Below are 12032 nucleotides of genomic sequence, written 5' to 3'. Positions count from 1 at the left end.
ATGCGCCCGCCGGGCCAAGCCCGGCGGGCTGCTGGCCGGGTAGCTCCATACGCCTGCATACGCGCACGTACAGACGACACAGCGGATTCGCCCTTATCATGGCCCGCTTCGATTGCAACAAGCGGATGACCGCGTGACCGTATCCACCCTCGCTTTTGTCTTCCCCGGCCAGGGCTCGCAGTCTGTGGGCATGGTGGCCGAGCTGGCCGAACTGCACCCGCAGGTGCGTGAGGCCTTCACCGAGGCATCCGATGGTGCCGGCGTCGACCTGTGGGCGCTGTCCCAGGGTGGCCCGGAGGAAATGCTCAACCGTACCGAATACACCCAGCCGGCCCTGCTGGCCGCGAGCATCGGCGTGTGGCGCGCCTGGAACGCCGTGGGCGGTCCGCGCCCGTCGGTGCTGGCCGGCCATAGCCTGGGCGAATACACCGCGCTGGTCGCTGCCGGCGCACTGAGCCTGCATGACGGTGCGCACCTGGTGCGCCTGCGCGGCCAGCTGATGCAGGAAGCCGCGCCGGCCGGTGTCGGTGCCATGGCCGCCGTGCTGGGCGCCGAAGACCAGCTGGTGCTGGACGTGTGCGCCGAAGCCGCAGGCAGCCAGGTGGTGGTACCGGCCAACTTCAATTCGCCGGGCCAGATCGTGATCGGCGGCGACGCTGATGCCGTCGACCGCGCGTTGGCGCTGCTGGCCGAGAAGGGCGTGCGCAAGGCAGTCAAGCTGGCGGTCAGCGTGCCCTCGCACACCCCGCTGATGCGCGAAGCCGCCAACCGCCTGGCTGAAGTGATGGCCGGCCTGTCCTGGCAGGCGCCGCAGCTGCCGGTGGTGCAGAACGTCGATGCCAAGGTGCATGACGGCGTCGACGCCATCCGCACCGCGCTGGTGCAGCAGCTGTACCAGCCGGTGCAGTGGACCGGCTGCGTGCAGGCGCTGGCCGCGCGTGGCATCACCCAGATCGCCGAATGCGGCCCGGGCAAGGTGCTGACTGGCCTGGTCAAGCGCATCGACAAGGCCATCGACGGCCGTTCACTGGCCACGCCGGGCGACTTCGAAGCCGCCCGCGAGGCATGGTCGGCCTGACCCCCCTGTTCCTGCCGACCGTGCCGGTGGCCGCTGCAAGCGGCACGGGCGCGGCGGCCGTCCCAGCCTGAGGAAAACATCATGAGCAAGCCCCTGCAGGGTGAAATCGCACTGGTCACCGGCGCCAGCCGTGGCATTGGTGCCGCCATTGCCGATCTGCTGGCCGCCCAGGGCGCCACCGTCATCGGCACCGCCACCACCGAATCCGGCGCTGCGGCGATCGGCGAGCGCCTGGCTGCCCACGGTGGCCACGGCCGCGCGCTGAACGTGACCGACGCGGCGGCGCTGGACAGCGTGCTGGACGGCATCGCCAAGGAGTTCGGCCCGATCTCGATCCTGGTCAACAACGCCGGCATCACCCGCGACAACCTGCTGATGCGCATGAAGGACGAGGACTGGGCGTCGATCATCGACACCAACCTGACCAGCGTGTTCCGCACCAGCAAGGCGGTCATGCGCGGCATGATGAAGGCGCGCAAGGGCCGCATCATCAACATCGCATCGGTGGTGGGCGTGACCGGCAATGCCGGCCAGGCCAACTACGCGGCCGCCAAGGCCGGCATCATCGGCTTCAGCAAGTCGCTGGCCAAGGAAATCGGTTCGCGCGGTGTCACCGTCAATGTGGTCGCTCCCGGCTTCATCGACACCGACATGACCAAGGCGTTGCCGGAAGAAGCGCGTACCGCGCTGATCAACGACATCGCCCTCGAACGCCTGGGTTCGCCGGAAGACATCGCCCATGCGGTGGCCTTCCTGGCCGGCCCGGCTGCCGGTTACATCACCGGCGAAACCCTCCATGTGAACGGTGGCATGTACATGCCGTAAGCAAGGGGCGCAGGGATTGCGCCGCAAGTGGTTGATCTGCTGGGTTTTTTGCTGCGATGCAAGGCCGCGCCGGTTTCCACTACACTATCCCACGGCCATCGCCTTTGATGGCGACCACTTTTGAACCACAACTCCATCTGGAGCGAGATCCCATGAGCACCATCGAAGAACGCGTCAAGAAAATCGTCGTCGAACAGCTTGGCGTCAAGGAAGAAGAAGTCACCAACAGCGCATCGTTCGTCGATGACCTGGGCGCTGACTCGCTGGACACCGTCGAGCTGGTGATGGCTCTGGAAGAAGAATTCGAGTGCGAGATCCCGGACGAAGAAGCCGAGAAGATCAGCACCGTGCAGGCCGCCATCGACTACGTCAAGGCCCACGTCAAGGCCTGATGCCAGACGGCAGTGGGCCCCCGCGGGGTTCCCCGCCCCGCCCCCCCCCCCCCGCCAACACGCGTCCGGCGGGATCGAATTCCGCCGTGTCCAGCGTGGCGCTGCGCCAGCCCAGGCCACAGATGGCCATTGCGCTCTGGCCGATGCCATCGAAGCCGAACGCCCGATCGACATCGGCATCGTTGATGGCCGCGGTCACGAACGCGGCCAGCCCACGCTCGGTCGCGCACAGGTACAGCAGCTGCGAGATATGGCCGACATCCAGCGTCACCGCACGGTGCGCCTTGGCATGGTTGCGGTACTTCCAGAAGCAGCGGTCATAACGCGGCGCCAGTACCAGCAGTGCCGGTGCATCGGCAAACCACTCCTGCCCCGACAGCATCCGCCGTGCCAGCGCAGGCAGCGACGGCGGCGGCGGTGAAGGCAGCGGCAGCACCGCGTGCTGCACCGGGTGGTAGTGGTACAGGCCCGGTGCCAGCCCCTCCACGTTCTGCACCAGCAGGAAGCCTTCGGTGGGATGCAGGCCACCACCGGAGGGCACGTTCTTCTTCAGGAACTCGGTATCGCGCTCGACCTTCTGCACCGCGTGCGCCATCAGCGTGCGCTGCAGCACCTGGGCCAGCAACGGCAGCGGCAGCGCGCGCTGCGGGTCGAAGTTGCGGCAGGTGGTGCGCCGCGCCAGCAGTGCGTCGAACGCAGCCTCGTCGCTGCGCGGCAGCGGCTGGTAATCGCCCTGCATCGGCTGCACCACCGGCGGTGGCGGCCCCAGCCGCTGGCGCAGGCCGGCGGCAGTGTCCAGCCCCTGCCGGCGCATGTCCTCCACGCTGTCCACGGCCTGCCAACGCGCGTGGCGATGGGCCAGTGCGGCCAACGGCCACCACTGGCTGCGCCGCAGCGCCTCATCACGCAGCTGGTGCCCCACCTCGCTGGGCGGGTCGGTCAGCAGCAGGCCCTGTTCAACCAGGCGCGCCAGCATGGCCGGCGAGGCGTCGGCCGGTGGCTCGCTCCAGCGGTGCGCGCTGAGCTCGCCCAGCAGCTGGCGCTCCTCGGCATCCACCGGCAGGGGCTGATCCAGATGGGCGGCCAGGGCCACCCAGCTGATCTGGCTATCCATCTCGGCGTGGCCGGCCAGCATCGCGCGCAGGTCCAGGGTGACCGACTCGCGGGGTTCGAACATCAGGCTGGCGCAGCGGCGCAGGCGCATGGGTTTCCTTCCTTCTGCCGCACAACCGGCATAGCAGCAGCGACCGCAGCGCGGCCAACTTTAGCGATGAACGCGCCACGGCCCTCAATGGCAGGCTGTCGCGGCCGATACGAGAAACTCCACCTACGGACGATCCCGATGAGCACCCATCCCCGCCTTTCCGCCGACGACGCCAGCATCCTGCTGGACCACCTGATCGACAACGACGACTTCCGCAGCCGCTTCACCGCTTCGCCGGCCCAGGCGCTGGCCTCGATCGGCCTGGACCGCGCTATCGGCGAAAACGACTGCATGAAGATCGGCACCCTGGCGTCGGTCGAGGAGCTGTGCCGCACGCGCGATTCGCTGCACGCGTACCTGAGCACCTCGACCGCCTCGATGACGGTGGTGTTCTGTTTCGAAGCCGACCGCATCGACGAGCGCGTCAACGCCTGAGCCTGCTTCAGTGCGACGATGGCGGCGACATCGCCATGGCGGCGATGTCGTGCACGTTCAAGGGCTGCCAGACCTGCATCGAAGCGACTTCAGCAATGGCCTGGCCGTGGTGCCGGGCCAGCCATTGCTGCTCGCGGCGCACGCCGGCGGCGTCCTGCTGTGCACGCAATGCCTGCAACAGCACCACATGGGCCTGTACCGGTTCGCTGCCATCCAGCGCGGGCTCGAGCAGATCGCGTGCCGCCTGCGGCCGTTGCCGACCCAGTTCGGCCATGGCCCGCACCACGCGGAGCCACTTGCCGACCACCGGGCTGCGTTGCCCCTCCAGCAGCTGGCCGTGGTCGCGCAGCCACTCTGCGGCGAGCACATGCTGGCCCTGTCGCTGGGCCAGGTAAGCCAGCGCCAGCAACTGCAGGCTGCGGCTTCCCACGGCGGAGTCTTCGTTGTCGCGGAGCAGGGGCCGCAGCATCGCCGCGATGGATTCAAGCTCCTTCACGTCCCCGGCCGTGCACAGCGTGGTCACCGTAGCGTGCTGCAGCCGTCGATGGATCTGGTAGTCGATCAGCTCCGGCGCCGGACCGTCCGCCGCAATCGCTGAATGCATGGCTGTGCAATCGCGCTGCTCGGCAGCCACCAGCAGGTGGGCACGCAGGCGCATGCGCTGTTGCAGGTCGTCTCCCCTGGGCAATCGCATCAGCACCTGCCGTGCCTGTGCCTGCTGGCCCTGGGCGATCAGGACGTCCACATCAAGGTCGTCGGCCTCGTCATTGCCGCGCAGCATCTGTGCCTGATGCAGGGTCCGCATCGCCTGCTGTGGCTGGCCAAGGCCCAGCTGCGCCCGCGCCAGATGGATCATCGGATACAAGCGCAATGGATCCTGCGGCACCGTCGCCGCGCGCGCATAGGGCAGCGCTTCGGTGAAGCGATTGTCCTGCAGCAGGCCCCACGACGTATTGGACAGTCCGGCAAACGAATCCGGATAGATCTTGGCCAGTGCACGCCACTGCTCCAGCGGCCAGCCGCCGGGTTCCAGCTCGGCCTGCCAGCCCTTCAGGTACAGGCGCTCGCGTGCAGGCAGGCGCTGTTGCTGGGCCAGTGCATGCTCCAATGCCTCGCGCGCCTGCTGGACCTGTGCAGTGCGTGCCAGTAGCTTGGCCAGCCCCATGTAGGCCAGCGCAAAACCCGGATCGATGTCGATCGCGGCCTGGTAGAGATTGCGCGCCTCTTCGAAGCGACGTTGGCCCAGCGCGTTCTCGGCCAGGGCAAAGGCCCGCAGCGCACGCAGGTCGCGGGTCGACGCCCGCGGCAGGGGCAGCGACTGCTCAAGGCTGGCGACGGACTCACCCAATCCGCGACGCAGGCGTCCAACCACATCGTCCACCGCGAACACCAGCTGATCGGAGCGATCGGCCGTTGCCGTGAAGCTGGTCACCAGCTGGCCGCTGCGTGGCTCGACCACATCGATGCCCAGCAGGTAGCCACCGGTCTGCTGCCGCACATTGGGCAGCAGCACCGCACGCGCACCTTCGCGCATGGCGATTTCCACGGCCGTGTTGCGGGTCATCCGCGAGTCACTGGACAGCCGCGCCATCTCCAGGCTTTCGCGGATCTTGCCTTCGGACAACACGTTCACATACCGCGACTGCTCCAGCGCGATCAGAATCGCGTGCCGCATCGACTCGTCGAAGATCGGGTCACCGGTCAGGTTGTCGACATCGGCCAGCACCACCCAGTCGCGCTCGGCGAAGGCGATCGCCGGTTCCGGCCGCAGCAGCAGCCAGCCACCCAGCACCAGCACCGCCAGCACCAGGCCTTCGGCGGCCAGCACCACGGGCTGCCGCCACAGGGGAAGATCGCGGCGCGCCTTGGCATTGGAGCGCGGCATGCGCAGCGGCGCCGACCCGATCTCGCCCACTTCGATCACTTCCTGCACCACCGGCACACCCTTGAAGCGCCAGCGCCCGTGCGACTTCCACAGCAGGCGCGTGCCACGCTCGCCGAGCGCATCGGTGGCGCGGTGGGTCAGCGATTCGGCCACGGCCGACAACAGGATCTGGCCCGGCCGTGCCAGCATCATCAGGCGTGCTGCCATCGGCTTGGCCAGGCCTTCCACTTCCATCGACTTGGCGCCGGCGCGGACCGCTTCGGGGCTGTTGTCCCAGGTCAGCACGTCGCCCACGTGCAGGCCGGCACGCGCACGCAGCTCAATCGAGCGCTGCTGGCCCAGCCCATGCAGGTCGCGCTGGTAGTCCAATGCGAAACCCAGCGCATCGATGGCGCGCTCGAACAGCATGAACAATCCGTCGGAGCGATCGATCAGCTGGCCGTTCCAGCGCTGCTGCAGCACCAGCACCAACCGATCGTGTTCCTGGAACAGGCTCGCGGCCGCCACATCGCCGATCCGCTCGACCAGCTGCAGCGAATCACACAGATCGGTGAACAACAGGGCGCGTAGCTGGGGGCTATGCGGGGCTGACGTTCCGTTGTCGCCATTCATTGCCTGCCTCTCCCTATGGGCCGTCCTGATCATCCACCCAGCGCAGGCAATTGCCGCCATCGCGCTTGGCCTGGTACAGCGCGCGATCGGCGCTGGCATACCATTCGCTCCAGCCCGCATCCGGCGGCAGCAGGCTGGCGCCGATGCTGACCAGGCTTACGTGCGGCGTACCGTTGCTGCGTTCCAGCAGGCCATGCACCGCACTCAGAATGAACTCGGCCGCGTGCTGGACGATTTCGTGGTTGCCACGGCGCAGGATCAGGCAGAACTCGTCGCCGCCCAGCCGGCAGGCCAGGTCCTGCTCACCGGCCATCGAGCGCAGGATGTTGCCCATGCTCTGCAGCACGCGGTCGCCGGCCTGGTGGCCATGGCGGTCATTGATCTGCTTGAAGCGGTCGCAGTCGATCAGCAGCAAGGCCTGCGGCAGCCCTTCCTGCTCGGTGCGGCATTCCTGCAGGTACAGGGTCAGACCGCGGCGGTTGTGCAGCCCGGTCAGCTCATCGGTACGCACCAGCTCGCGCGTATGGGTCAACTGATGGGTGGTGATGTACAGGTTGTCCAGCGCGGTTTCCAGATCATGGTTGCGCCGGCGCAGCTGGCTGATCAGGGCCTGTTCGTTGGTCAGCACGCGCATGATCGTGCGGCGCAGGAAGTAGGCGACCAGGCCGGGATCGGATTCGACCAGGCGATGGAAATCGGACGGGCCCAGTTCCAGCACTTCACAGTCGGCCAGGGCACGGGCGCTGGCACTGCGCAGGTGGTCGCCCACCAGCAGTCCCAGTTCGCCGAAGAACTCATGCTGGCCGAGGGTCTTGATCACCAGGTCTTCGCCGAAGTCCAGTTCGATCTGGCCTTCGAGGATCACATACATGCGTTCGCCACGGTGCCCCCGCTGGAACAGCCACTGTCCGGCATGAAGCTTGCATGGGCGGGCGAATCTGGCGAACAATGCCACCTCGGCATCGGACAGCAGCGCGTGCACGATCTCGGCCATCGCCACCCGGGCGATACCTGACGTCACATCACTGTTCTCGGCCGCACCCCTGCCGGTCATTCCCTGCACCCGCCGCCAGCGTCCCCTGGTGAGCCGCGGAGCATAGCACCGCTTTAAAGTGTGCGCCCTATCTCATTTTGGACCTTCCGGCGCACGTCTCCGATATGAAGATGCGTGGTGGCCCGTTCTGCTCACCGTCACCTGGCCAAAAGTCCTGCCGGATCAATCCGATGGCTGTCTTCACAGGGTTTCGGCCAAGTTGCCGCGCAGGGGGGTGCGCCGGATTGACGCTGCCCGCGTTCACCGCTGTTCCACCGATACAACAACGCCGGCAGGTCCCCCGACCGGCCGGCGTTGTCTGGCCCTTCCCTGGCCACCCTGATCGGATGTCGAGCCCTCGGTCGAGCCGGTCAACGCGGTGGTCGACGACTGGCCCTGCTGGATCGCCTGGGTCACCGCATCGAAGTAGCCGGTGCCGACCTCGCGCTGGTGCTTGACCGCGGTGAAGCCACGCTCGGCCGCTTCGAACTCGGCTTCCTGCAGTTCCACGAAGGCGCTCATCTGTCGACGCGCATAGCCGTGGGCCAGGTTGAACATGCCGTAGTTCAGCGCGTGGAAACCGGCCAGAGTGATGAACTGGAACTTGTAGCCGTAGCTGCCCAGTTCACGCTGGAACTTCGCAATGGTCGCGTCGTCCAGGTTCTTCTTCCAGTTGAAGCTGGGCGAGCAGTTGTAGGCCAGCAGCTTGCCCGGGAACTTCGCATGGATCGCCTCGGCGAACTTGCGTGCGAACTCCAGGTCCGGCTTGCCGGTCTCGCACCACACCAGGTCGGCATAAGGTGCGTAGGCCAGGCCGCGGCTGATCGCCTGGTCCAGGCCATTGCGGGTCTTGTAGAAGCCCTCCACGGTGCGCTCGCCGGTGGCGAACGGCTTGTCGTTGCCGTCGATGTCGCTGGTCAGCAGATCAGCGGCTTCGGCATCGGTGCGCGCCACCAGCAGGGTCGGCACGCCCAGCACGTCGGCGGCCAGGCGCGCGGCGTTCAGCTTTTCAATCGCCTCGCGGGTCGGCACCAGCACCTTGCCGCCCATGTGGCCGCACTTCTTCACCGAGGCCAGCTGGTCTTCGAAGTGCACGCCGGCGGCACCGGCCTCGATCATCGCCTTCATCAGTTCGAAGGCGTTGAGCACGCCGCCGAAACCGGCTTCGGCGTCGGCCACGATCGGCTGCAGGAAGTCGATGTCGTCCTTGCCTTCGGCGTGGTGCAGCTGGTCGGCACGCAGCAGGGTGTTGTTGATGCGCTTGACCACCGCCGGCACCGAATCGGCCGGGTACAGTGACTGGTCCGGGTACATCTGCCCCGCCAGGTTGGCGTCGGCCGCCACCTGCCAGCCGGACAGGTAGATCGCCTTCAGGCCTGCCTTGACCTGCTGCATGGCCTGGTTGCCGGTCAGCGCACCCAGCGCGTTGACGAACTCGCGCTCATGCAGCGACGCCCACAGCTTTTCCGCGCCCAGGCGGGCCAGCGAATGCTCGATGTGCACGGTGCCGCGCAGGCGCACCACGTCGGCGGCGCTGTAGTTGCGCTGGATGCCTTCCCAGCGTGGGTTGGTATCCCAGTCGTGCTGGATCTGTTCGGCAGTGGGCAGCTTGCTCATGTCTTTCTCCAGTTCGGTTGGTGCGTGCAGCGGTGAGGGAAACGTCGGTGGAACGCGGGCGCTCGATCAGTCGATGCGTGCGTAGGCCGGCAGGGTCAGGAAATCGGTCAGTTCATTGCTGCGGCTCAGTTCGGCCAGCAGGGCGATGGCTTCGGTGATGCGCGCGCCACCGGGCAATGCATGGGTATCGCCCAGCCGCGCCGGCAACTGCGCCAGCGTGGCGTCGAGCAGGGCCAGGTCGATGGCGGTGCCGTCGTCCAGCTGCTGGCCCGGTGTGTGCAGCCACTGCCACAGCTGGCTGCGGCTGATCTCGGCGGTGGCCGCGTCCTCCATCAGGTGATGGATCGGCACGCAGCCGTTGCCATCCAGCCATGCGGCCAGGTAGCGCACGCAGACTTCCACGTTGCCTTCGAAACCGGCGCGGGTGATGGTGCCCGGCGGCCGCGCGATCAGTTCGTCGCGGCCGGCACGCACATCCTGGCGCAGCACGCTGTGCTGGTTCGGGGTTGGCATGTGCTCGTCGAAGATCGCCATCGCCACCGGGATCAGCGCCGGGTGCGCGACCCAGGTGCCATCGTGGCCGGCGCTGACTTCGCGCAGCTTGTCGGCGCGCACGCGGGCCATCGCCTGTTCGTTGGCGGCCGCATCGTTGTTGATCGGGATCTGCGCGGCCATGCCGCCCATCGCATGCGCACCGCGGCGATGGCAGGTCTGGATCAGCAGTTCCGAATACGCCTTCAGGAACGGCTGGGTCATGGTCACCTGGCCGCGCTCGGGCAGCACGCGGTCGGCGTGGCGGCGGAAGGTCTTCAGGTACGAGAAGATGTAATCCCAGCGCCCGCAGTTCAGGCCGACGATGCGGTCGCGCAGCGCGTGCAGGATCTCGTCCATCTCGAACACCGCCGGCAGCGTTTCGATCAGTACGGTCACCTTGATCTGGCCGTGCGGCAGGCCCAGCATGCCCTCGATGTGCGACAGCGCGGACTCCCACAGCGCGGCCTCTTCCATGCTCTGCAGCTTGGGCAGGTAGAAGTACGGGCCGCGGTCCTTGGCCTGCAGCGCGCGCGCATTGTGGAACGCGAACACCGCCGCATCGAACAGGCCACCGGCCAGCGGCTGGCCATCGATGGCCACGTGCTTCTCGTCCAGATGCCAGCCACGCGGGCGCACGATCAGCACCGCCTGTTCGTCGTACGGACGCAGGCGGTAGTGCTTTCCATTGGGTGCGGTGTATTCCAGGTCACCACGCACAGCGGCGGCCAGTGACTGCTGCCCGGCCAGCAGGTTGCGCCAGGTCGGCGAGGTCGAATCCTCGAAGTCGGCCATGAACACCTTGGCACCGGAGTTCAGCGCGTTGATGACCATCTTCGGATCGGTCGGGCCGGTGATCTCGACGCGGCGGTCCTGCAACGCGGCCGGCAGCGGGGCGACGATCCAGTCGCCGCTGCGGATCGCGGCGGTGTCTTCGCGGAAGTCCGGCAGGCCGCCCTGGTCGAAGAACGCCTGGCGTTCTCGGCGCGCCTGCAGCCGCGCCTGCCGGCCCGGTTCCACCGCGCGGTGCAGCGACACCAGCAGGGCCAGCAGCGGCGCCGGCAGCACGGTGTCCTGGCCCGCCACACGGGTCGCCAGCGCGATGCCGGGGGTGGCCTTGGCAGCGGGGGTGGGAACAGCGGAAGCGACGGCGGACATGAGGCGACTCCAGCAGTGGGGGAACGTCTCCACGGTGCCGCCGGGGCCGAGTATTTGGCAAAACAGTTTTTGCAATGTTCTACATAAACTGTGCTAATACTTGTGACGCGATGACCACACGAACCCCGCCAAGTCCGCGTTTTTCCTACAAATCCGACCGGTTGAAACCGCTGCGCGCGTTCTGCCAGACGGTGCGGCTGGGTTCGGTCTCACGGGCGGCTGAGGCACTTTTCGTCAGCCAGCCGGCGATCAGCCTGCAGTTGCAGGCGCTGGAACGGGAGCTGGGGGTGCCGCTGTTCGAGCGCAGCGGGCGGCGCCTGGTGCCCAGCCGCGAGGGCCAGCTGCTGTATGAAATGGCGCAGCCACTGGTGGAGAACCTGGACGGGCTGGAGGCGCGCTTCCGCGACAAGGTGCGCGGGCTGGATGCGGGCGAGCTGAATATCGCCGCCAACAGTTCGACCATCCTGTACCTGCTGCCGAAGATCGTCGAACGCTTCCGCATGCACCACCCGGACGTGCGCCTGACCCTGCACAACGCGATCAGCGCCGATGGCACCGACCTGCTGCGCGAGGATGCGGCCGACCTGGCGATCGGTTCGATGACCGATGTGCCGGCCGACCTCAGCTACGCCCCGGCTTACCGCTTCGAACAGGTGCTGATCGCGCCGCATGACCATCCGCTGGCCAGCGGAGGCGAACTGGAGCTGGCCGACATCGCGCGCCATCCGTTGGTGCTGCCACCGAAGCGGCAGATCACCTACCGCCTGGTCGACCAGGTGTTCCAGCGCCACCGCATCGCCTACACGGTGGCACTGGAAGTGGGCGGCTGGGAGGTGATCAAGCAGTACGTGGCGATGGGCATGGGCATTTCCATCGTGCCCGCGCTGTGCCTGAACGAAGCCGACCACGAGCGGCTGGCGGCGCGGTCAATGAAGCGCTGGTTCCCGGAGCGCAGCTACGGGGTGATTGTGCGCCGCGGCAAGGCGTTGTCGGCGCAGGCGCGGGCGTTCATCGAGCTGATCCAGCCGGAGTTGTTCAGTCCGCGCGATTACGACCAGAGCGGGCATTCCGAGCGGTGAGAGGTGCTCGGCAGGGCTGCGCCCTGCACCTGCTTCAAGCCAGGGCAACGTCAAAAGCGGGCTATCCGTAGATGGCGAGGTGGGTCCGGTTGCGGGGGACGCCGTAAACCCCGCTCCGCGGTCCGGCCCAGCCGCTGGCGGCTGTGCGTTCGGGCGCTTGCGAAGCAGTGCTTCGCAAGCAAA

10 protein-coding genes are annotated in these 12032 nt (G+C 67.3%); 5 read left to right on the top strand and 5 right to left on the bottom strand.

What is annotated here, in order from left to right; translation table 11 throughout:
• Positions 1 to 133: 133 nt before the first annotated feature.
• The 3 genes from fabD to acpP all read left to right on the top strand — a co-directional run bounded on the left by fabD (position 134) and on the right by acpP (position 2295).
• The gene (gene fabD / locus O0J73_RS18765; protein ID WP_008268782.1) at positions 134 to 1078 is read left to right on the top strand and encodes an ACP S-malonyltransferase; all 945 of its coding nucleotides are present in this window, start codon (positions 134 to 136) and stop codon (positions 1076 to 1078) included.
• An 81-nt stretch (positions 1079 to 1159) separates the two neighbouring features.
• Positions 1160 to 1903 carry a 3-oxoacyl-ACP reductase FabG gene (fabG, locus tag O0J73_RS18760; RefSeq protein WP_004146899.1) on the top strand — a complete coding sequence of 248 codons (744 nt, stop codon included), beginning with the start codon at positions 1160 to 1162 and terminating at the stop codon, positions 1901 to 1903.
• 152 nt (positions 1904 to 2055) lie between these two features.
• Positions 2056 to 2295 carry an acyl carrier protein gene (acpP, locus tag O0J73_RS18755; protein WP_005408313.1) on the top strand — a complete coding sequence of 80 codons (240 nt, stop codon included), beginning with the start codon at positions 2056 to 2058 and terminating at the stop codon, positions 2293 to 2295.
• Here acpP and O0J73_RS18750 read toward each other — a convergent pair.
• Positions 2285 to 3499 carry a putative peptide maturation dehydrogenase gene (locus O0J73_RS18750; RefSeq protein WP_308309357.1) on the bottom strand — a complete coding sequence of 405 codons (1215 nt, stop codon included), beginning with the start codon at positions 3497 to 3499 and terminating at the stop codon, positions 2285 to 2287. The two genes, acpP and O0J73_RS18750, sit on opposite strands and share 11 nt — an antisense overlap.
• A 138-nt stretch (positions 3500 to 3637) precedes the next feature.
• Between O0J73_RS18750 and O0J73_RS18745 the strand changes: the two genes are divergently transcribed.
• Positions 3638 to 3934, top strand: a complete 297-nt coding sequence (locus tag O0J73_RS18745) for an NHLP-related RiPP peptide (RefSeq protein WP_049456769.1) — start codon at positions 3638 to 3640, stop codon at positions 3932 to 3934.
• A gap of 7 nt (positions 3935 to 3941) precedes the next feature.
• Here O0J73_RS18745 and O0J73_RS18740 read toward each other — a convergent pair whose 3' ends face one another.
• From O0J73_RS18740 to aceB, 4 genes are all read right to left on the bottom strand, one after another.
• On the bottom strand, positions 3942 to 6431 hold the full coding sequence (locus tag O0J73_RS18740; protein WP_308309356.1) for a putative peptide modification system cyclase: 2490 nt from the start codon (positions 6429 to 6431) through the stop codon (positions 3942 to 3944).
• Between the two features lie 13 nt (positions 6432 to 6444).
• Positions 6445 to 7485, bottom strand: a complete 1041-nt coding sequence (locus O0J73_RS18735) for a GGDEF domain-containing protein (protein ID WP_049456771.1) — start codon at positions 7483 to 7485, stop codon at positions 6445 to 6447.
• Between the two features lie 240 nt (positions 7486 to 7725).
• Positions 7726 to 9081 (bottom strand): isocitrate lyase, encoded by a 1356-nt coding sequence (gene aceA / locus O0J73_RS18730; RefSeq protein WP_308309355.1) that lies wholly within the window; start codon positions 9079 to 9081, stop codon positions 7726 to 7728.
• Between the two features lie 66 nt (positions 9082 to 9147).
• Complete coding sequence (aceB, locus tag O0J73_RS18725) at positions 9148 to 10770, bottom strand: malate synthase A (RefSeq protein ID WP_308309354.1); 1623 nt, start codon at positions 10768 to 10770, stop codon at positions 9148 to 9150.
• 110 nt (positions 10771 to 10880) lie between these two features.
• Here aceB and O0J73_RS18720 point away from each other — a divergent pair, with 110 nt between their 5' ends.
• Positions 10881 to 11849: a LysR family transcriptional regulator gene (locus tag O0J73_RS18720; protein ID WP_004153645.1), complete on the top strand. Its 969-nt coding sequence runs from the start codon at positions 10881 to 10883 to the stop codon at positions 11847 to 11849.
• Positions 11850 to 12032 lie beyond the last annotated feature (183 nt).

It is taken from the genome of Stenotrophomonas sp. Sm6012 (assembly GCF_030985895.1).
GTDB classification, from domain to species: Bacteria; Pseudomonadota; Gammaproteobacteria; order Xanthomonadales; family Xanthomonadaceae; genus Stenotrophomonas; species Stenotrophomonas forensis.
The sequence above is the reverse complement of the archived record's forward strand: the minus strand, read 5'-3'. Positions and strand labels throughout refer to the sequence as shown.

Bases quoted from the DNA above. Each gene is read 5' to 3' on its own strand.
- O0J73_RS18720 (WP_004153645.1), top strand. From the start codon at position 10,881: ATGACCACACGAACCCCGCCAAGTCCGCGTTTTTCCTACAAATCCGAC.
- aceA (WP_308309355.1), bottom strand. From the start codon at position 9,081: ATGAGCAAGCTGCCCACTGCCGAACAGATCCAGCACGACTGGGATACC.
- O0J73_RS18745 (WP_049456769.1), top strand. From the start codon at position 3,638: ATGAGCACCCATCCCCGCCTTTCCGCCGACGACGCCAGCATCCTGCTG.
- O0J73_RS18750 (WP_308309357.1), bottom strand. From the start codon at position 3,499: ATGCGCCTGCGCCGCTGCGCCAGCCTGATGTTCGAACCCCGCGAGTCG.
- acpP (WP_005408313.1), top strand. From the start codon at position 2,056: ATGAGCACCATCGAAGAACGCGTCAAGAAAATCGTCGTCGAACAGCTT.
- fabG (WP_004146899.1), top strand. From the start codon at position 1,160: ATGAGCAAGCCCCTGCAGGGTGAAATCGCACTGGTCACCGGCGCCAGC.
- O0J73_RS18735 (WP_049456771.1), bottom strand. From the start codon at position 7,485: ATGACCGGCAGGGGTGCGGCCGAGAACAGTGATGTGACGTCAGGTATC.
- O0J73_RS18740 (WP_308309356.1), bottom strand. From the start codon at position 6,431: ATGAATGGCGACAACGGAACGTCAGCCCCGCATAGCCCCCAGCTACGC.
- aceB (WP_308309354.1), bottom strand. From the start codon at position 10,770: ATGTCCGCCGTCGCTTCCGCTGTTCCCACCCCCGCTGCCAAGGCCACC.